At 64.0% G+C, this 18,094-nt stretch carries 20 protein-coding genes and 1 pseudogene; 10 read left to right on the forward strand and 11 right to left on the reverse strand.

The window, feature by feature from the left end; translation table 11 throughout:
• Positions 1-163: 163 nt before the first annotated feature.
• Entirely contained in the window at positions 164-1,528 is a 1,365-nt protein-coding gene (locus tag FJ471_RS14495) for a PRC-barrel domain-containing protein (protein WP_140804080.1), read from the reverse strand.
• A 244-nt stretch (positions 1,529-1,772) separates the two neighbouring features.
• Between FJ471_RS14495 and FJ471_RS14500 the strand changes: the two genes are divergently transcribed.
• Positions 1,773-2,693, forward strand: coding sequence for a diacylglycerol kinase family protein (locus tag FJ471_RS14500; protein ID WP_140804082.1), 921 nt, complete (start codon positions 1,773-1,775; stop codon positions 2,691-2,693).
• 7 nt (positions 2,694-2,700) lie between these two features.
• On the opposite strand, the gene FJ471_RS14505 is transcribed toward FJ471_RS14500, so the two are convergent.
• Positions 2,701-2,904 carry a hypothetical protein gene (locus FJ471_RS14505; protein WP_140657984.1) on the reverse strand — a complete coding sequence of 68 codons (204 nt, stop codon included), beginning with the start codon at positions 2,902-2,904 and terminating at the stop codon, positions 2,701-2,703.
• 131 nt (positions 2,905-3,035) lie between these two features.
• On the opposite strand from FJ471_RS14505, the pseudogene FJ471_RS35575 reads away from it, so the two are divergent.
• A pseudogene (locus FJ471_RS35575) lies at positions 3,036-4,549 on the forward strand (HWE histidine kinase domain-containing protein).
• A gap of 30 nt (positions 4,550-4,579) precedes the next feature.
• On the opposite strand, the gene FJ471_RS14515 reads toward FJ471_RS35575, so the two are convergent.
• The 3 genes from FJ471_RS14515 to FJ471_RS14525 all read right to left on the reverse strand — a co-directional run bounded on the left by FJ471_RS14515 (position 4,580) and on the right by FJ471_RS14525 (position 6,216).
• Positions 4,580-5,044, reverse strand: a complete 465-nt coding sequence (locus FJ471_RS14515; RefSeq protein WP_140804084.1) for a phage holin family protein — start codon at positions 5,042-5,044, stop codon at positions 4,580-4,582.
• A 6-nt stretch (positions 5,045-5,050) separates the two neighbouring features.
• The gene (locus tag FJ471_RS14520) at positions 5,051-5,377 is read right to left on the reverse strand and encodes a DUF883 family protein (protein WP_140804086.1); all 327 of its coding nucleotides are present in this window, start codon (positions 5,375-5,377) and stop codon (positions 5,051-5,053) included.
• A gap of 77 nt (positions 5,378-5,454) precedes the next feature.
• A complete protein-coding gene (locus tag FJ471_RS14525; RefSeq protein WP_140804088.1) occupies positions 5,455-6,216 on the reverse strand; it encodes a Crp/Fnr family transcriptional regulator in 762 nt (253 codons plus the stop codon).
• A 153-nt stretch (positions 6,217-6,369) separates the two neighbouring features.
• On the opposite strand from FJ471_RS14525, the gene FJ471_RS14530 reads away from it, so the two are divergent.
• On the forward strand, positions 6,370-6,750 hold the full coding sequence (locus FJ471_RS14530; RefSeq protein ID WP_140804090.1) for a response regulator: 381 nt from the start codon (positions 6,370-6,372) through the stop codon (positions 6,748-6,750).
• A gap of 35 nt (positions 6,751-6,785) precedes the next feature.
• On the opposite strand, the gene FJ471_RS14535 is transcribed toward FJ471_RS14530, so the two are convergent.
• Positions 6,786-7,337: an RNA polymerase sigma factor gene (locus FJ471_RS14535; protein ID WP_140804092.1), complete on the reverse strand. Its 552-nt coding sequence runs from the start codon at positions 7,335-7,337 to the stop codon at positions 6,786-6,788.
• A gap of 3 nt (positions 7,338-7,340) precedes the next feature.
• The gene (locus FJ471_RS14540; protein WP_140804094.1) at positions 7,341-7,544 is read right to left on the reverse strand and encodes a NepR family anti-sigma factor; all 204 of its coding nucleotides are present in this window, start codon (positions 7,542-7,544) and stop codon (positions 7,341-7,343) included.
• 218 nt (positions 7,545-7,762) lie between these two features.
• Between FJ471_RS14540 and FJ471_RS14545 the strand changes: the two genes are divergently transcribed.
• The 6 genes from FJ471_RS14545 (at position 7,763) to FJ471_RS14565 (ending at position 11,289) form a co-directional block, all read left to right on the forward strand.
• On the forward strand, positions 7,763-8,557 hold the full coding sequence (locus FJ471_RS14545; protein WP_140804095.1) for a response regulator: 795 nt from the start codon (positions 7,763-7,765) through the stop codon (positions 8,555-8,557).
• A 171-nt stretch (positions 8,558-8,728) separates the two neighbouring features.
• Positions 8,729-8,893, forward strand: a complete 165-nt coding sequence (locus tag FJ471_RS14550) for a DUF1328 domain-containing protein (protein ID WP_018429836.1) — start codon at positions 8,729-8,731, stop codon at positions 8,891-8,893.
• A 270-nt stretch (positions 8,894-9,163) separates the two neighbouring features.
• The gene (locus FJ471_RS14555; RefSeq protein ID WP_246684725.1) at positions 9,164-10,114 is read left to right on the forward strand and encodes a sensor histidine kinase; all 951 of its coding nucleotides are present in this window, start codon (positions 9,164-9,166) and stop codon (positions 10,112-10,114) included.
• A 231-nt stretch (positions 10,115-10,345) separates the two neighbouring features.
• The gene (locus FJ471_RS34785; protein ID WP_181179398.1) at positions 10,346-10,513 is read left to right on the forward strand and encodes a hypothetical protein; all 168 of its coding nucleotides are present in this window, start codon (positions 10,346-10,348) and stop codon (positions 10,511-10,513) included.
• Between the two features lie 121 nt (positions 10,514-10,634).
• Positions 10,635-10,961 carry a hypothetical protein gene (locus FJ471_RS14560; protein ID WP_140804098.1) on the forward strand — a complete coding sequence of 109 codons (327 nt, stop codon included), beginning with the start codon at positions 10,635-10,637 and terminating at the stop codon, positions 10,959-10,961.
• 82 nt (positions 10,962-11,043) lie between these two features.
• Positions 11,044-11,289, forward strand: coding sequence for a YMGG-like glycine zipper-containing protein (locus FJ471_RS14565; RefSeq protein ID WP_140804100.1), 246 nt, complete (start codon positions 11,044-11,046; stop codon positions 11,287-11,289).
• Between the two features lie 87 nt (positions 11,290-11,376).
• Here FJ471_RS14565 and FJ471_RS14570 read toward each other — a convergent pair whose 3' ends face one another.
• The 4 genes from FJ471_RS14570 to xylF all read right to left on the reverse strand — a co-directional run bounded on the left by FJ471_RS14570 (position 11,377) and on the right by xylF (position 16,483).
• The gene (locus FJ471_RS14570) at positions 11,377-12,999 is read right to left on the reverse strand and encodes a CHASE domain-containing protein (protein WP_140804102.1); all 1,623 of its coding nucleotides are present in this window, start codon (positions 12,997-12,999) and stop codon (positions 11,377-11,379) included.
• A 130-nt stretch (positions 13,000-13,129) separates the two neighbouring features.
• Entirely contained in the window at positions 13,130-13,888 is a 759-nt protein-coding gene (locus tag FJ471_RS14575) for an ATP-binding cassette domain-containing protein (RefSeq protein ID WP_224670433.1), read from the reverse strand.
• Between the two features lie 53 nt (positions 13,889-13,941).
• A complete protein-coding gene (locus FJ471_RS14580; protein ID WP_140804106.1) occupies positions 13,942-15,294 on the reverse strand; it encodes a sugar ABC transporter permease in 1,353 nt (450 codons plus the stop codon).
• A 148-nt stretch (positions 15,295-15,442) separates the two neighbouring features.
• Complete coding sequence (gene xylF, locus FJ471_RS14585; protein ID WP_140804108.1) at positions 15,443-16,483, reverse strand: D-xylose ABC transporter substrate-binding protein; 1,041 nt, start codon at positions 16,481-16,483, stop codon at positions 15,443-15,445.
• A 272-nt stretch (positions 16,484-16,755) separates the two neighbouring features.
• Between xylF and FJ471_RS14590 the strand changes: the two genes are divergently transcribed.
• On the forward strand, positions 16,756-17,991 hold the full coding sequence (locus tag FJ471_RS14590) for an ROK family protein (protein WP_140804110.1): 1,236 nt from the start codon (positions 16,756-16,758) through the stop codon (positions 17,989-17,991).
• The last annotated feature ends 103 nt before the right edge of the window (positions 17,992-18,094 follow it).

Below are 18,094 nucleotides of genomic sequence, written 5' to 3' on the forward strand. Positions count from 1 at the left end.
ATTTCCGTCTTTGAGGCATCAGTCCCTCTCTCAGGACTGTCCCTTATATCCTTGTCTCAGTTTTGGGGTGCACTCCAGGAGTAGGGGAGTAGGGTCAATGCAATGGCCGTGTCCCGGCCAGCCGCCTTTTTCCTACTCCCCTATTCCCTTACTCCCCTATTCCCTACTTCAGCATCATCCGCTGCTGGTCGCGGTTCGCGGCATAGCTGCTCTTGTCATAGGCCGTCTGCGCCTGCAGCTCTTCCTTGGTGAAGTTGGTGTAGAGATATTTCTTGCCGTTCTTGTCGGTCATGAATTTGAGTTTGTCCATGCCGACCGCCACTTCCTTGGCGCCTATGCCGAGGAAGCCGCCGACGTCGATGACCACCGCGTCCGGCTTCTTGTCCGGCGTCAGCACGACATCGCCGATCGAGCCGATCTCGGCATCGTTGGCGCCATAGACGGTGGCGCCCTTGAGATCGTCGCCACGGATGTCGCCCATCGGCATCTCGGTCAGCGTCGACTTGTCGATGGACGCCGTCTTGGTCTGGTCGGCGGCGGCAGCGTCGTTGTCGGCAGGCTTGTTCTCGGCCGCGCTCGAAGCCGGCGGCGTCGCAGGCTTTGCCTCGGCCGTCGACTTGGCAGGCTCTGCCGGCTTGGCGCCCTTGTCGGAGGTCGTATCCGAAGACACCACCGCGGGCGTGGTCGCCGCAGGAGCGTTGTTCGCGGCCGTTGTCGTGCCGGGCGCCGGATCATAGGCCTTGCGGTTGAAGTCGGGCTGGGCCTGCAGCTCCTCCTTGGTGGTCTCGGCCACCAGCCAGCGGTTGCCGTCCTTCTCCGCCCATTTTGCCTTGGCGAAGTCATAGGTGACATTCTTCGTGCCGATGCCGAGGAAGCCGCCGACGCCGATCACCAGCCACTCGGCCTTGCCGTCCTTGGCAAGCACGATGTCCTTCACGTCGCCGATCTTCTGGGCATCGTCCGCGGTGCCGTTATAGACCGAGGCGCCCATGATGTTGGTGGCGAGATTGCCGTCCGCCTTCTTCACCGGTTCGGCGGGTGCGGCCGCCGGGGCCTGCGCCGTGGTCGTGTTGTTGGCGGGCTGCGTCGCGTCGGCCGGCTGCGCCGGCGCCGGATCATAAGGCTTGCGGTCGAACGCCGGCTGGGCGTTCAGCTCGTCCTTGCTGGTCTTGGCCACCAGCCAGCGGTCGCCATTCTTCTCGGCCCATTCCAGCTTGCCGTAGTCGAAGGCGACATCCTTCGAGCCGACGCCGAGAAAACCGCCGACCCCGATTATGGCCGACTTGGCCTTGCCGGCGGAATCAAAGACGATGTCGTCGACCTTGCCTATGTTCTGGGCGTCGTCGCCGGTGCCGTTATAGACCGACTCGCCGATGATATTGGTCATGAGCGCGCCGTCCGAGCGCACGACCGGAGCCGGATTGTCGGCTGCCGGGGCCTGTTGCGCCGGAGCGGGCGTCGTCTGTGCAAAAGCGCCGGTCGCGAGCAGCGTCGCGATCGCGGTCGTCGCAAAAAGAGTGCGGATCATCATAGTCTCTCCTCGTGCCTGATCTGTGCATGGCGCTCGCTCGGCCAGCCTCTGAACGGCGGGTCGGGGAGCGGCATTGTCGACAGGTTCACAACGTCGTGACCGGGGTCTTGTTCCAACAGCGCGCGCTTCCGGGCAGCCGATTCCTAAAACCTGCGGTGGAACCTTTGCCGGCGCATCCCCGTTTCAGCCAGTGGCTGAGGGGTCTGTCGGCTCGAAGCGACTTGAAGACACGGAGCGGGGTATGCGGTTTGCTGCAGTGCTGAACCAGGACGGCGGCACCTTGCGCACCATCGACATGGAAGCATTTTCCAAACAGCTGCGTCAGACACTCGAAGCGGCGGGACATTCGGTCGAGGTCGAAATCGTTGCCGGCCGCGATGTTGCTTCGGCGCTGGAAAAGGTTATCGCCAGGCGCAACATCGACATTGTTCTTGCCGGAGGCGGCGACGGCACGATTTCCACGGCGGCGTCCCTCCTCATGAACAAGAAGAAGGCCTTGGCCATCTTGCCCGCCGGCACGATGAACCTCTTCGCACGGGGCTTGGGCATTCCGCAGACACTCGAGGCGGCACTGCTATCCTTCGCCGAGGGCGAGGTGATCGCGGTCGATATGGCGAGCGCCAACGGCCAGCCTTTCGTGCATCAGTTCTCGGTCGGCATGCATGCCAAGATGGTTCAGCTGCGCGAGAAGATGGATTTCGGCTCGCGCCTTGGGAAGATGCAGGCATCCGTGCGCGCGGCATGGGTGGCGATCAAGAACCCGCCCGCCCTGAAAGTGAGCCTGAGCGTCGGCAAGGCGGAGATCGTCACCCGCACCACCGGCATCGGCATCTCCAACAATCTGTTTGGCGAAGGCCATCTTCCCTATGCCGACAACCCGGCCGGCGGCGTGCTTGGCATCTATGTCAGCGTCGCGCGCCGGCGCCATCATCTGGCAAAGCTTTTGCTCGATACGCTGCGCGGCAGGCTGCGCCAGAGCGCGCATGTCGAAGTGCATCAGGCAGGCAGGGCTGTGCTGAAGATCCACTCGCCCACCCGCAAGTTCAGCGCGGTGCTGGATGGCGAACTGATCAGGCTCGAGCGCGAAACAACGATCGAGATTCACCCGGGCGCGCTGAAAGTGCTCGTTCCGGCAAGCCATGCACAGGCAAAGGCCGCGTGATGGGGGATCAGCCGCCCTGGACGGATTTCTGGGCCGCGGGCGGTGCTTCCGGCACGGTCTGCTGCGTCGTCGGCGATTTGATCAGCTCGCCATAGATCTCGACCGCCCCCCACGCGATGAAGGCCAGCAACAGCCCTGCGATGAGAATTCTGAGCGCGTGCCAGCCCCAATGCCCCTGGCGTGCTTTGTCTTCGGGTACGATCTTGGTCACTCTTGGCCTCCATACTGCGCGGCGGCGGGCGCTTCGGAAACGATACGTTCGGGTAACGGAGGCTGTTCGGGAAAGTTCCGCATCGGGAGACGTGCCCGCCGCGGCCGATTGCGTGAGGCTTTGAGGGAAAGGTGACCAACAAGGCTGAAAGTTTGCCGACGGACGTCAGCCGCGTCGTCATCGATGCGGAACGGCTCGCCGTGCTTCAGGGCTTGGACGCCATGGACACGGCGACCGATCCGGACTTCGACCGTATCACCGGTCTTGCGGCGGCAATCGCCGAAGCGCCTGTCGCGCTGGTGAGCCTGGTCGACAGTGATCGCCAGTGGTTCAAGTCGCGCATCGGTCTCGACGAGACGGAGACGCCAACCAGCGTCTCTTGCCCATGCCATCGCTGCCGGCGACGATCCCATGGTGGTGACCGACGCCACGCTCGATCCGCGTTTCGCCGCCAATCCCCTGGTCACGGGCAAGCAGCACATCCGCTTCTATGCCGGGGTGCCAATGGCGGTGGCCGGCGCCCGGATCGGTACGCTCTGCGTGCTCGATCACGAGTCGAGACCGTTTCCGACCGAAAACGCCCTGAGGACATTGAAGACGCTTGCCGCCCTGGCTGCGAGCCTGTTCGCGCTGAAGGACGCCACCCGCAACGGCGCCATCGCCAAGGCGGAACTGGCGCGCGAGGAAAAGCGTCGCGCCATCGCACTCGACGCTGCCTCGCTGGCTAGCTGGGCGTGGGACGTACGCACCGACATGATCGACTGCGACACGCATCTGGCCGAGCTCTTCAACCTGCCGCCGTCGAAACGGCTGAAGGCGCGCGACATCCTGCGCGCCATCGACCCGCGCGACGTTCTACCAGACCGAGACGCGTTTCCGCGACGCGCTGAGCGGCAGCGACGACTATTTTGGCGAATACCGGGTTAAGGGTCTCCATCCACCCCGCTGGATCGCCACGCGCGGACGCGTGGTCGAACGCGACGGCGAGGGCAAGCCGACGCTGATCTTCGGCGTCAACTACGACATCACCGAGCGCAAGCTGGGCGACGAGCGGCAACGCCTCCCGCTGCGCGAGCTCAACCATCGCGTCAAGAACACGTTGGCGACCGTGCAGGCCCTGGCGACGCAGACGGTTCGTCACGCAGCCGAGTGAATTCCTGGAAGCCTTCGGCGCCAGGCTGCAGGCGCTCGGCGCCGCTCATAGCCTGCTGTCCGACCGCGAGTGGCGCGGCATCGGCATCGGCGAGTTGGCGCGCATCGAGGTCGGGGCTTTCGATACCGGCGACCAGCCGCGCATCGCGATCTCAGGTCCCGAGCTTCTGCTCTCGCCGGACCAGGCGGTGGGGCTGGGCTTGATCCTGCACGAACTCGCCAGCAACGCGCTGAAATACGGTTCGCTCTCGGTGCCGTCGGGCAAGGTAAACCTCGACTGGAAGGCGCAGGGTCGCAAGGGCGCGCGGCGCCTGGTGCTGACCTGGCGTGAAAGCGGCGGGCCCGAGGTCGAGCTCCCGATCGCCAGGGCTTTGGCTCGATCCTGATCCGCCGCAGCCTTGCCAAGGTCATCGACAGCGACGTCAACCACGAATTTCGCCCCGGCGGCGTCTTTGCCGGGATATCGATGCCGCTCGAGCCGTTCTTGAAGTAAGCGGTGTCGTGGCGTGAGCAGCCGAACGGTCTACGGCATGTCCTTCGGGTCATGCGTCGGTGGCGTGGGCTTGGCGTTCTCGCGATAGATGGCGTAGGCAACGACCGCCAGGGCGGGCGCGATGACGGCTCCCAGCCCGCCCTTGCTCTTCGCAAGCGCCGGAAGCAGGGCGAGTGCCGCGGTAACGCCCAGCGCCGTCATGTCGGCCTGCCGCCGTTTTGCGCGCCGCCTGCTGCGCATGCTCGTCGTCAGCTTGTGGATGACGAGGACGAGCCCGGCAAGCACCAGGAAGCCGATGCCGAAGCCGAGGCTGGTCGCCAGCGGTCCGTAGCGCGCCGCCAGCCAGATATAGGCGGCGCCGATGAGGAAGCCGACGCCGCACAGGGCAAAAACGGCGGCAAGTCCGTAAAGGATTGCCGTCGTCCGCGCCCTGTGCACAGCGGCCATGGCCTCGCCCGAGGCGAGGGCCGAGATCAGCGAGACAAGCGTCCCCATCTGGGGCTAGCGGCGGGAAAGCAGGGCGAAGAGAAAGCCGACGCCTGCCGCGATCGCCAGCGACGTCACCGGCTTCTCGCGCACTTTGGCGATCAGCTGTGCTTCGATATCCTCGGCACTTCCCCGCATGCTCTCGAACGCGGCTTCGCCCTGGGCGCGCAATTGCTCGACGCCGCCCGCGGCGGCGCGCCGGGCCGCGCCATAGCCGTGTTGGCCGGTCTTGGCGAGCTGCTCCGTCAGTTTCTGGATATCCGCCTTCAGCTGCTCGATATCAGCCTCGAGGTCGGCGGTGGTCGCTTGATCCGTTGCGGATTTGCCTGCGGCGGTTGCCATTCTCTAACTCCTTGCGTTTGCGTTGATTTCAACGCCCGTTCAGCGCCATAGTTCCGGTCGTCGCGAGCCTAAACGTCCTAGATCAGCGGCCTGCGGTCCTCGCCGAGCCCTTCCCAGCGGGCAAGCTTCTTCAACCCGTCATAGTCGATCACTTCACAGCCGCCATCTCGCCACATAACGAGCTTGCGGTCCATCAGCTTGCGGATCGTCTTGTTGGTATGGACCAGCGAGAGGCCGAGCGTGTCGGCGATGTGCTGTTGCGTGATCGGAATCTGCACCGGTGTCTTGCCGTTGAGTCCGGCGCTGCGCGCCCGACTGGCGATGAAGGCGATGAGGTAGGCCGCTCGTTCGAGCGCGGTGCGGCGGCCGATGCTGAGCAGGTTCTCGTCCAGCATGCGTTCCTCGCGCGACGCGATCCAGGTAATGTCATAGGCAAGGCCGGGATGGTTGCGATAGAGTTCCTGCAACTGGTCGCGTTCGAAAACGCACAGCAGCATCGGCGACAAGGCCTCGATGGAATGCTGCATCTCGCCCATCAGGCTGCCTTGCAGGCCGATGAGGTCGCCGGGCATGGAAAAATTGAGGATCTGCCGACGTCCGTCGGGCAGAAGCTTGTAGCGGAACGCCCAGCCGGACAGCACGGTGTAGAGATGCGCGCTGTGGCTGCCTTCGACCAGGACTGTCGCTCCCTTGTCGACCGCAAGTTCACCGCGCTTGAAGGTGCTGATGAATGACAATTCCTGCTTGTCGAACTCACGGAATGCCGGCAAGGGCCGCAACGGGCACTTTTCGCAAGGATATTGGCGGCTGGCAGCCGGACGTGCGTTTTGGCCGGACATTTCGACCCCTCTTCGAAATTCCTGCCCTTATGGGGCGCAAGGAAACGCTTGAGACCGGCAGGGGTTCCGCGAGGCCTGTATCCCATGTCTTTTTTAAATGACATCGGGTCCAATTCCGCGCATGAGTGCGGCCAGCCGAGGAGACACTGATAAGTGCCAGCACTGCTTGACGGACTGCGTATTCTCGTCCTGGAAGACGAATTCCTGATCGCGATGGATGTCGAGCAGCTTTGCCGCGACCACGGCGCCGCGGATGTGACGATCGTCCGGAAGATCGCCGAGGTCGAGGGAGAAGCGCTGCCTTCGCGCTTCGACGCGGCGGTCGTCGATCTCATGCTCGGCGGCGTCTCGACCCTGGATTTCGCCTCGCGGCTGCGCAGCGAGGGCGTGCCCTTCGTATTTGCCTCCGGCTATTCGGATTCGGACGAGGTCAAGGACTCGTTCCCGGATATCCGGCTGGTCGCCAAGCCCTACTCAGGCGACGATCTGATCGAAGCCGTGGCCATGGCCTGCGGCCGGGTCGCCCCGGCCTGACACCATCCTTGCAATCGGAATCATAACCGATCGGCTTACGCCGCGTTCGACCCTGTGACCTGCGCCGAGATCGCGTCGGGCCCGAACTCGTCCTCTCCGGAAATCTTGAGGATCTCCTGCAGCCTGGCGCGCGCCCGGCTGACCCGGCTCTTGATCGTGCCGACCGCGCAGCCGCAGATCTCGGCGGCTTCTTCATACGAGAAGCCCGAAGCGCCGATCAGGATGATGGCTTCGCGCTGGTCCTCGGGCAGTTGCTCGAGCGCGCCGCGGAAATCCTTGAGGTCGAGCTGGCCGTGCTGGGCCGGATGAACGGCAAGCCTTGCCGTCATGATGCCGTCGCTGTCCTGCACTTCACGGCCGCGCTTGCGCATCTGCGAATAGAATTCGTTGCGCAGGATGGTGAACAGCCAGGCCTTCAGATTGGTGCCCGGCTGGAAGCTTTCATGCTTGTCCCACGCCTTGACCAGCGTTTCCTGGACAAGGTCGTCGGCCCGGTCGGCATTCTGCGTCAGCGACACGGCAAAAGCCCGCAGGCTCGGGATCGCGCCGAGCAGCTCGGTCTTGAAGTTCTGGGATACCGCCGCCATGCCTCAGTCCTTTTTCTGGGCAGGTTCGGTTTGTTCCAGCTGGCTGAGCAACTGAGCGAAACGGTCCGGCACATGGTCCGAGACCAGCTCGTCATAATATTGCTTTAGCTTGCGCGCTATCTCGGAGTTTGCCCCAAGCGGATTGCCATCCCCGTTCCGATGCCGGCCTGCGGCATCAGCCATCTGTTTTTTCGTCATTTCTTTCATAATCGCCCTAGTTTCCAGCGCCTGAACCGCTCTTCGACTTCACACCACAACGCAAGCGGAACCGTCGTCTGGTTGCCCATCCCGAGACGCGAAACGCCCGCCTGCTAATTTAGTTCCACAGCCGGCGGAACTTTTTCCGAAAGCCGGCGTTGATTTTCCGGGGCGTGCAATCAGCGTGGGCCTCAAACGTGCAACGTCATCTGAGGGAGACGTCAATAATGAGTTTGTCCGCTACCATCGCTCCGCATCTTCCGTTCCTGCGCCGCTTCTCGCGGGCGGTATCGGGATCGCAGGAGAGCGGTGACGCGCTGGTCGCCGCGATGCTGGAAGCCATCATCGCCGACACCAATATTTTCCCCGAAGCCTCGAGCGACCGCATCGCGCTCTACAAGGTTTTCGCCAGATTGTTCACGTCCGTGGCCATCCGCGTGCCGCAGGAACAGGCGCAGACCGCCTGGGAGCAGCGGGCAGCAGCCAATCTGAACGCGCTCGCCCCCCTGCCGAGGCAGGCTTTCCTTCTGGTTGCCGTCGAAGGCTTCAGCGAGGACGAGGCGGCGGAAATCCTCGACGTCGACGAGGATGAGTTTTCGGAGCTGCTTGCCCAGGCGAGCAACGAAATTTCCCGCCAGGTCGCCACCGACGTGCTGATCATCGAGGACGAGCCGCTGATCGCCATGGACATCGAGGAGATGGTCGAAAGTCTCGGCCACCGCGTGGTCGGCACGGCGCGCACGCATGCCGAGGCGGTGGCCTTGTTCGGCAAGACGCGGCCGAAAATGGTCCTGGCCGACATCCAGCTCGCCGACGGCAGCTCGGGCATCGAGGCCGTGAACGAGATTTTGTCCTCGACGCCGGTGCCGGTGATCTTCATCACCGCCTTTCCGGAACGCCTGCTGACCGGCGAACGCCCCGAGCCGGCCTTCCTGGTCACCAAGCCTTTCAATCCCGACATGGTCAAGGCCCTGATCAGCCAGGCCCTGTTCTTCGACCGTCAGGCCAAAGCCGCCGCCTGATCCCTGTCGAAGTTTAGCCCGTCGAGCGTCATGCGAGGCCTTTGCGCCGCGCGTGACGCTTGGCTGCTTGCGGTCTGAAAAGCCCCTTCAAGGGGATCGTCTTTTTCGGCAAATGGTGGAACAAACGACACCGAGCCACGTTCTTTTCCCGACGCAAGAAGGAGACGCATCATGCTGTACTGGGCGCTCGTATTTCTCGTAGTTGCGATCATCGCCGGCGCGCTTGGGTTCGGCGGCATCGCCGGCACATCGGCAGGCATCGCGCAGATACTGTTCTTCATCTTCCTCGCCTTCCTGGTGATTTCGCTCATCGCGGGTCTCTTCAGGAGAGCCTGACCGCAACACTGGAAGCCGCACCCCTCAAACGGTTTCCAGCCACCGCCGGGCGGCGCCTTGAAAGAGCACCGTCCGGCGGACCGTTTTTGGCGGGTCGTTTTTGGAGAGCCCCGCGATTTCAGGACGTTGGCTCGCGCGGAACCAGTTGCGGATTGAGCCGTTCAAAGACGAAGTGCGGGAATATTTCCAATGCCTTCCGAGGGTCCCACGAAAGACAGGGCTGAAAAGCAGGACGGCGAAGTGATCGCGATGCATCCCGCGGAAAATGGAATGCAGCTGGGGCGGGCCCTGCTTCATGCTCTGCACAATGCCGGGATTTCGGTGCTTTACCAGGATCGGCAGATGAAGACGGTCTGGGCGCGCAACATGAGAGCGCCGTGGGCGTCCGAAACCGCCGACGGCAAGGATTTGCTTTCGCGGGCGCAGGCCGAACGCATACAAGCCGCCAAGCTCAAGGTGGTCGAATCCGGCAGCGCCGATCAGCTCGAGCTCAGCATTCCGGGAAGCCAGGGTGTCCGCTGGTTCCAGCTTTGGATCGATGCCGACCGCGGCGACGCCGGCGACGTCCTCGGCGTCGTCACCACCATGGTGGAGACGACGGAGCAGAAACGCCGCGAGCAGACGCTGAAGACATTGCTGCGCGAAGTCAGCCATCGATCGAAAAATCTCCTGGCCATCATCCAGAGCATCGCCACCCAGACCGGGCGCTATACGGAGACGCTCGGCGAGTTCCTGGCGCGGTTTCGTGGCCGGCTGCAATCGCTTGCGTCCTCGCAGGACCTGGTCACATCCTCCAACTGGCGAGGAGCGGCATTGCAGGAGCTCGTATCCGGCCAGGTCGGCCGCTACAGCAGCGATCTGGCCAACAGCCTGCGGTTCGTGGGTGAGAATCCCTATCTCAACCCCAACGCCGCCCTGCATATCGGCCTGGCGATGCATGAGCTGGCCGTGAATTCCGTGAGCTATGGCGCGCTGTCCCGGCCCGACGGCCATGTCGAGGTGCGCGCCAGGCTCGAGGCCGAAGACGCAAGCGCGCCCAACCTTTTATTGATCTGGACGGAGGCGGTCGGCGACGCGCCGCGCAACGAGAAGCGCTTCGGCAGCGTGGCGCTGGAACGTGTCGTGCCGATGTCGCTGAACGGCTCCGCGACGCTGGAGATCGGCAAGGACCGCATGGAATACCGCCTCACCGTCCCGCACGGGAATTTCGAGACGGATTGATAGCACCGCCGATGGCGCGAGAGCAATTGCAGGACAAATGTGAAACAGTCAGGCTTGGCGGCTTCGCCATAGCCAGGCTCGGCGGCTTCGTTCGCCGGATTCGGGTCGGAACGGAGCCTTGCCGGCAAAGGTTTTAACCGGCTGTTCACCATAAAGTCCGATCCTGTGCTCCCGGCTGACAATGCGCCGGAAACCCATCCGCGCCCGGCGCGCGACCTGGGAGACTGAACGATGGTTGCCGACATGAACAGGCTGGAGCAGGCCGCCCGCGTCTCGATGAGCGGGTTCCAGGATGCCGAGCCGGCGCCGGCGCCGCGGTCATCCCATCTTTCGCTCCGGCTGGGCGCGATCGCGCTTCTGGCGGCAGTGGCCTTGACCGCGGCCTGGCAATTGTTCTGACCCCGCATGCGGCTTTGACGCCAAGACTTTAGCGCCGCCATTTCGCGCCGAGCGCCTCAGGCTCGGGCCCCGGAACTTTTGTTCGCCGAGAATCGTTGTTTGCGGCGAGAGGTTTGGAGCCATGGAACACATCGTCGCATTGCTCTTCGTCGTCGGCTGTTCGAGCACGATGACCGACTGCCGGGAACTCGAGGTGCCGGTCAGCGTCTTTGAAACCGCACAGGCATGTGTTGCCGAAAGGCCGTTCGCCCTCGGCGACCTGCAGGGCCAGGCGCCCCGCATCATCGGCAAGTGCCTCGCCGTCGATCCGGCGCTGGAGGACGATTACGACCAGATCGTCTGGAACGTGAAGTCCGACGGCACGCTGGCCGCATCCCTTGAGGTTTCCCGCACACTTCTCGCGTCAAACCGCGAGCACCCCGAAAAAGACTATGTTAGGCAACAGTAAAATCGAGCAGGCAAAGCAGGTTTTTTCATGCTAAATGATTGCTGGCATTGCCAAAAGTGAGGACAAATTGAGGAGCAATTCTATGCGGAAGATAATCATTGCCATGGTTGCCGTGGTCGCTGTCAGCGGTTGCACAACGACCGAGCAGGACGTCGTCGGCGGCGGCCTGATCGGCGCCGGTGTGGGCGGCCTGGTCGGCGGCGGCAAGGGTGCGCTGATCGGCGCGGCCGTCGGTGCCGGGTCGGGCCTCCTGGTTCGCAACCTGCGCAACGGCTATTGCGTGTATCGCCACCGTGACGGCACGACCTACCGGGCCCGCTGCAACTAGTTCAGTACCGAAACCGGAGGCCGGCAGCCGGCCTCCGGTTCTTTGAGTCAGATCGCTGTTCCCCGCCACCAGCGAGTCTTGCGCCGCTCACACGGCCAGCGGGATTCTGATTTCCACCTTCAATCCGTCGGCGTGGTAGTCGCGCGCGATCGTGCCGCGCAATTCGCGTGTGACATTGATATCTATCAATTTGGTGCCGAAGCCGGTCTTGACCGGCGCTTCCAGTTCCTTCTGACCCGCTTCGCGCCAGTTCAGCACCAGCGTCCGCTCGCGGTCGCGGCCTTCGACGCTCCAGTCGACCTTGAGGGCGCCCACCGAATTGCCGGCCTCGCCATATTTGAGCGCGTTGGTGGCGAGCTCGTGAAAGGTCAACCCGAGCGCCTGCGTCGTCGTCTCGTCGAGCAGCACTTCCGGCCCTGACAACACGCCTTCGGGAAGGTCCTTGCCGAACACTTGCCCGAGCTCGATGCGCAGCAGGTCGCCGAGATCGGCCTTCTGCCAGCGCGAGCGCGTCAGCATGTCCTGGGATGCGGCCATGGCCTGGAGGCGCGCCGAGAATGAAGCCGAAAACTCCTTGACGTCGGTGGCTTGCGAGGCCGTCTGCCGCGCGATCGCCAGCACGCGTGTGATCGAATTCTTGATCCGGTGCTTCATCTCCTGCAGGATCAGGTCCTTTTCCAGCAGGCTCTTTTCGGTCGCCTCGTGCAGCGCCGATTTCGCGTCATAGGCACGCTCCTGGTAGCGCGCCACCAAGGCGATGGCGCCGGCGAGCAGCAGGCCGAACAGCCCGAGCATCACCGGAATGGCGCGCGAGGACGGCGGCTCGAAGGCGCTTGTCGGCCTGAGCAGCAAGGTCCATGGGCGGCCCGCCACGACAATATCGCGGCGTGCCAGAAGCTTCGCGCCGATACGTTCCTCCGGCGGAGCCTCCGAGCGGAAAAGCAGATTGCCGGCCTCGGGCTTGCCGTCATAGACCTCGATGTTGACCGGCAGCAGCGGCGAATGGCTGAGCGCGACCTGGAACAGGTCCTGAGCGCGGAAGGCGGCATAAAGAAAGCCGGCCGTGGTGGAGCGGCTTGCGTTGATCACCTCGGGCGCCGTTTCGACGTTCAGCCGCACGAAAACCAGGAACCCGGTGAAGGTCTGCGCCACGCCGGCGCCCTGACCGAGCTGGACCATGCCGCTCGCATGCTGCCGGTCGTCGGCCATCGCCTTTTCGATCGCTGCGCGCCGTACCGGCTCGGTGAACATGTCGAAGCCGATGATCGATTGGTTGGACGTATCGAGCGGCTCGAACAGCACGATCGGCGTGCGCCACTGCTCGGTCGTCGCGGGATAGATCGGGTGCGCCGACCCAAGGTCGTGCAGGATATCGCGTTCGACCGCCGCCTCGTCGCCGGTCTTGGCGAGCCTCAGGAAGCCGATGCCGCGCAGCCCCGCGAAATTGTCGTCGATGTCGAGCGCGGTGAAGAAGGCCTTGAATTCGCCACGGGTGATGTCGCCGTTGCGGGCGTCGAACAGCGCCTGCGTCGAACGCAGCAGCGACAGATGCAGGTCGATTCGGCTCTCGATGCGACCGAGCGCATCGTCGGCGGTGCCCTCGAACTTGATCCGAGCCGCCTCCTGCGTCGCGAAATAGGCGAACCCTGCCATCGTCAGGCTGATCAGCGCAACGGCGACAAAGGCAACGATCGGAAAGAGCTTCTTCAAATCTAAGATGCGGCCCGTGGACGGTCGCGACCTTTATGGGCAAGTCTCCGCGTCAACACAATGGCGCGGCCAAATCATCACCGGGGCTGGTACATCACGCAGTCGTCAATTAGCCGGCTATCTTTCTGGCTCAGGCCGCGATCTTCAGCGCGCCTGGACCCGGAATGGCGCCGGGCGGGCATTTGCCCAGGATGATCATGCCAAGCACCTCGTCCTGGGTGACGTCGGTCGTGCGCGCGGTGCCGACCACCTGGCCGTTCTTCATCACGCAGACCCGGTCGGCGAGCTCGAAAACGTCGTGGATGTCGTGGCTGATCAGGAAGATGCCGATGCCATCGGCCTTGAGCTGCTTGACCAGTTCGCCGACCTGCGCCGTCTCCTGCGGGCCGAGCGCCGCCGTCGGCTCGTCCATGATCAGGATGCGGGCATTGAACAGGATCGCGCGGGCGATCGCCACCGACTGCCGCTGTCCGCCCGACAGCTTGATCACCGGCTCCTTGAAGCGCTGGAAACGTGGATTGAGCCGGCCCATCACCTTGCGCGCCTCGGCTTCCATGGCGACGTCGTCCAGCGTGCCCCAGCCGGTCATCAGCTCGCGGCCGAGGAAGAGATTGGCGGCGGCATCGACATTGTCGGCCAGCGCCAGCGTCTGGTAGATCGTCTCGACGCCGTATTTCTTGGCGTCGCGCGGGTTGGAGATCGAAGCCTCCTCGCCATTGATGAAGATCTGCCCGCCGTCGCGCTTGTAGGCCCCCGACAGGATCTTGATCAGCGTCGACTTGCCGGCGCCGTTGTGGCCGAGCAGCGCCATCACTTCGCCGGGGAAAAGATCGACGGAGGCGTCATCGACGGCGCGGATGCCGCCGAAGGCGATCGAGATGCTGCGCATATCGACCAGCGGGACGCCGGCGGGAGCGGATTTTTCTGCCACGATCGTTCTCCTCAGACCCGCTTGCGATAGATGGTGTCGAGCCACACCGCGACGACCAGCACGGCGCCGACGACGATGCTCTGCAGCGGCGAATCGACGCCGAGCAGCACCATGCCGGACTGCAGCGACTGCATCAGCAGCGCGCCGAGCATGGCGCCGAGCACGGTGCCGGAACCGCCGGCGAGCGAGGTGCCGCCGATGACGGCCGCGGCGATGACCAGAAGTTCGTCCAGCGTCCCCAGCACGTTTGTCGAGGAGTTCTGCCTGGCCGACGAGATCGCCGCCGCGATCGTCGCCAGCACGCCCATGATCATGAACACCTTCATGGTGATCCAGCGCGTGTTGATGCCGGCAAGATTGGCCGCTTCCGGATTGCCGCCGATGGCAAAGACATAGCGGCCGAAGCGCGTGCGCTTGGTGACGAAGGTCATGATCAGGCCGACGGCGACAGCCATCAGCACAGGTATGGCGATGCCATGCGCGATGAACAGCCCGCCTTCGGGCACGGTGATGTTGTTGGCGGCGGCGTAGCGGTTCACGATACCGATCGGCCACGGATAGGAATTGGCGAGCCACACCGCGCCCAGGATGACCGCGCAGGTGACCGTGGCGAGCAGCGTCTCGGCCCAGACCGGACGCAGCGGGAAGCGGAAGCGCTTGCGCTGCACACGGCCGTTGAAATGCATGAAGATAACCGCCAGGCAGGCGACGATGCCGACCATCCAGCTCCATTTGGCGCCGATCGAGCCCGCCGGGCCGCCGCCCATCAGCTGGAACGTGGCGTCGAGCGGCGCCACCGTCTGACCGCTGGTGACCCACCACGCAGCGCCCCGCCACACCAGCAATCCGCCCAGCGTGACGATGAAGGCCGGCACTTCGAGATAGGCGATGATGAAGCCCTGGAAGGCGCCGATGATGAGGCCGAGCGCCAGGCCGATCAGCAATGCCAGAACCCAGATCCAGGGATTGCCCAGTTCAAGCCCGACGAAGCGAACCAGGAAATGCACCTGGGCAAAGCCCATGACCATGCCGATCACCCCCTCGGCCGATCCGACCGACAGGTCGATGTTGCGCATGACGATGACCAGCACCATGCCGGAGGCCATGATGGCCACGGCCGACGTCTGAACCGACAGGTTCCAGAGGTTGCGCGGCGTGAGGAAGGTGCGGCTGTCGAAGTCGAGCGGATTGACGCCAAGCCGCAGGCTGGAAATCACATGCAGCCCGATCCAGATCAGCAGCAGCGCGCCGATCATGCCGAGCATGCGGGTGTCGAGCTCGGTCGCCTTCAGGAACCGGGCGACAGCGCCGAGTTCCGACGCGCGCGCGGTGTCCGCCGGTTGCGTAGACGTCGTGTCGGTCATGATATCCTCCCGCCGGCCTGCCGTCTGGCGCGGATGCCGGAACTCAGCCTAGAAGCTACCCGCCTGAGGCGGAACCGCAAATCTTTTTGAGAAAACGCCGCGGCCTTCAGGCCGCGGCGCAAGGGCTTTGAACGATCGTCGGCAAAGCTTAGTTGCAGACCTTGACGCTGCCGGCGGGCACGCCCGCGCAGACTTCGTCCTTCTTGATCCAGCCGGCGTCGATGACGACGTTGAGATTGTCCTTGGTGATCGCGATCGGGGTCAGGAACAGCGACTTGACGGTGTTGCCGCCAGGCGTCGTGAAGTCCTTGGCGCCGGCGATATCGCCCATCTTCTTGCCACCGGCGAGCTGCGAGGCGATCTCGGCGGCGTTCTTGCCGAGCTCGCGCGCGTCTTTCCACACCGACACGGTCTGCGTGCCGAGCGCGATGCGGTTGAGCGCCGCGTGGTCGCCGTCCTGGCCGGAGACCGGAACGGTGCCGGCGAGACCCTGCGCCGTCAGCGCCGCGACGACGCCGCCGGCGGTGCCGTCATTGGCGGCCACGACCGCGTCGACCTTGTTGTCGTTGGCGGTCAGGAACTGCTCCATGTTCTTCTGCGCGTTGGCGGGCAGCCAGCCGTCGGTATAGGCCTCGCCGACATTCTTGATCTTGCCGCTGTCGATGGCTTCCTTCAGCACTTCCATGGAGCCCGAGAACAGGAAGTCGGCATTCGGATCCGAACCCGAGCCCTTGATGAAGACGTAGTTGCCCTCGGGCTTGGCCTTGAACACCTCGCGGGCCTGCATGCGGCCGACTTCCTTGTTGTCGAACGTCAGATAGAACACGTCCTTGTTCTCGATCAGGCGGTCGTAGCCGACGACCGGGATGCCCTCGTCGAGCGCCTTCTGCACCGCCGGGCCGATCGCCGAGGCATCCTGCGCCAGGATGATCAGCGAATTGGCGCCCTGCGAGATCAGGCTTTCGACGTCGGTCAGCTGCTTGCCCGGATTGGACTGCGCGTCGGCCGAGATATATTTGTCGCCGGCGGCCTCGATGGCGGCCTTCATCGCCGCTTCGTCGGTCTTCCAGCGCTCTTCCTGGAAATTCGACCACGAAACGCCGATCACCTTGTCCTTCGCCTCGGCGACCGAGGCCAGCGTCAGCGACATGGCAACGCCCGCCAGAATGGCGGCTGCGAATTTCTTCATGATATCCTCCCTGCGCCCCGTGTGGCGCGACCCAGACTGGCCCGAAGGCCGGCACAGAGGCTTTTTTTCGAGCCTCAAAAAAATAGTGATCCAGCAAAACGACGCTGTCAACTGCGATTCTGATGGGTTTTGATGGGTCCGAGCATTTTTTTCGACATCCGCAATAAATAATGACATGGACCTTGGCTTCTGCCAGTATCGCTGGCGTGTCACCGGTAGGCCATGGCATCATCATCACAAGGCCGCGATGACCGGGAGGACGTGCGAGGACAATGTCGGTCGGGATCCGCCACGACGATTTGCGCCGGCGCAACCGCGCCATGGTGATTTCGGCCGTGCGCCGCGCTGGCCAGCCCTCGCGGACGGAGATTGCCGCCACCACCGGGCTCAGCCACTCGACCATTTCGGCGATTTCCGCCGATCTGATCCATGAGGGCATTCTCACCGAAAGCAAGGCCAGCGAGCCGACGGCGTTGAAACGCGGCCGGCCGCAGATCGGCCTGGCGCAGAACCCCGAAGCCGCCGCGGTGCTGACCGTGGTGCTGTCGCTGAACTTCCTGTCGGTCGCCGTCATCGACTACGCCGGCCAGGTGATTGCCGAGGAACAGCAGCGCCTGGACACGCTTGTCATGCCCCGCGACGAGCTGATCGGCGAATGCGTTGCGATCGTCCGGCGCCGGCTGCAGGATCCCGACCTCGACCTGGGCAGCGTCGCCCGCATCGCCATGGGCATTCAAGGCATCACCGATTCCCATTCACGCGCCATGCTGTGGTCGCCGATCACGCCGCTGACCGACATTCCCTTCGCCGATATCCTCGAAAAGGAATTCGGCATCCCGGCCACAACGGAGAACGACTGCAACATGATGGCGGTGGCGCTGCAATGGCGCGATCCCGAGCGCTATCGCGACGACTTCATCGCCATCCTGCTCTCGCATGGCATCGGCATGGGGCTGGTGCTGAAAGGCGCGCTGTTCACCGGCACGCATTCCTCGGGCGGCGAGTTCGGCCACATGATCCATCGTCCGGGCGGCGCGCTTTGCCGCTGCGGCCGGCGCGGCTGCGTCGAGGCCTATGCCGGCAATTATGCGATCTGGCGCAGCGCCATGGGAATAAGCGAGGATGCCGCGCCAACCGACGTCGGCGACGCCGACATGCGCGCCCTTGCCGCAAAGGCCCGTCAGGAGGACGGCCCCGAACGGGAGGCTTATCGCCGGGCCGGCGAAGCGCTTGGCTTCGGTCTCGGCAGCCTGTTTGCCTTGATCGACCCGGCGCCCGTCGCCATGGTCGGCGTCAGCGCGGCCGCCTTCGACCTGATCGAGCCGGCACTGAGGGAGGCGATCGCCCAGACCGCCGGCGGCCAGCACTCCAAATCGATCTCCTTCGACACCGAGCCGAACGAACTGCCGCTGATCCGTGAAGGCTGCGCCATGCGCGCGCTGACCTTCGTCGACCAGGAGATTTTCGCGCCGGGAGGCCAGGCGCGAGCGGGCAAGCACGTCGCCTGATCAACCTTGATCGTTGGTTTCCGTGCGAAGCCCCCCGCAGCTTCGTCATTCCAGGGCGAAGCAGGAGCGAAGCTCCGTCGCGAAGACCCTGGAATCCATGCGC

This window comes from Mesorhizobium sp. B2-7-1 (assembly GCF_006440735.1).
In the GTDB taxonomy this organism is placed as follows: Bacteria; Pseudomonadota; Alphaproteobacteria; order Rhizobiales; family Rhizobiaceae; genus Mesorhizobium.

Coding starts and splice junctions, on each gene's coding strand:
- FJ471_RS14495 (WP_140804080.1), bottom strand. CDS start 1,528: ATGATCCGCACTCTTTTTGCGACGACCGCGATCGCGACGCTGCTCGCG.
- FJ471_RS14500 (WP_140804082.1), top strand. CDS start 1,773: ATGCGGTTTGCTGCAGTGCTGAACCAGGACGGCGGCACCTTGCGCACC.
- FJ471_RS14515 (WP_140804084.1), bottom strand. CDS start 5,044: ATGGGGACGCTTGTCTCGCTGATCTCGGCCCTCGCCTCGGGCGAGGCC.
- FJ471_RS14520 (WP_140804086.1), bottom strand. CDS start 5,377: ATGGCAACCGCCGCAGGCAAATCCGCAACGGATCAAGCGACCACCGCC.
- FJ471_RS14525 (WP_140804088.1), bottom strand. CDS start 6,216: ATGTCCGGCCAAAACGCACGTCCGGCTGCCAGCCGCCAATATCCTTGC.
- FJ471_RS14535 (WP_140804092.1), bottom strand. CDS start 7,337: ATGGCGGCGGTATCCCAGAACTTCAAGACCGAGCTGCTCGGCGCGATC.
- FJ471_RS14540 (WP_140804094.1), bottom strand. CDS start 7,544: ATGAAAGAAATGACGAAAAAACAGATGGCTGATGCCGCAGGCCGGCAT.
- FJ471_RS14545 (WP_140804095.1), top strand. CDS start 7,763: ATGAGTTTGTCCGCTACCATCGCTCCGCATCTTCCGTTCCTGCGCCGC.
- FJ471_RS14550 (WP_018429836.1), top strand. CDS start 8,729: ATGCTGTACTGGGCGCTCGTATTTCTCGTAGTTGCGATCATCGCCGGC.
- FJ471_RS14555 (WP_246684725.1), top strand. CDS start 9,164: ATGCAGCTGGGGCGGGCCCTGCTTCATGCTCTGCACAATGCCGGGATT.
- FJ471_RS34785 (WP_181179398.1), top strand. CDS start 10,346: ATGGTTGCCGACATGAACAGGCTGGAGCAGGCCGCCCGCGTCTCGATG.
- FJ471_RS14560 (WP_140804098.1), top strand. CDS start 10,635: ATGGAACACATCGTCGCATTGCTCTTCGTCGTCGGCTGTTCGAGCACG.
- FJ471_RS14565 (WP_140804100.1), top strand. CDS start 11,044: ATGCGGAAGATAATCATTGCCATGGTTGCCGTGGTCGCTGTCAGCGGT.
- FJ471_RS14575 (WP_224670433.1), bottom strand. CDS start 13,888: ATGCGCAGCATCTCGATCGCCTTCGGCGGCATCCGCGCCGTCGATGAC.
- FJ471_RS14580 (WP_140804106.1), bottom strand. CDS start 15,294: ATGACCGACACGACGTCTACGCAACCGGCGGACACCGCGCGCGCGTCG.
- xylF (WP_140804108.1), bottom strand. CDS start 16,483: ATGAAGAAATTCGCAGCCGCCATTCTGGCGGGCGTTGCCATGTCGCTG.
- FJ471_RS14590 (WP_140804110.1), top strand. CDS start 16,756: ATGTCGGTCGGGATCCGCCACGACGATTTGCGCCGGCGCAACCGCGCC.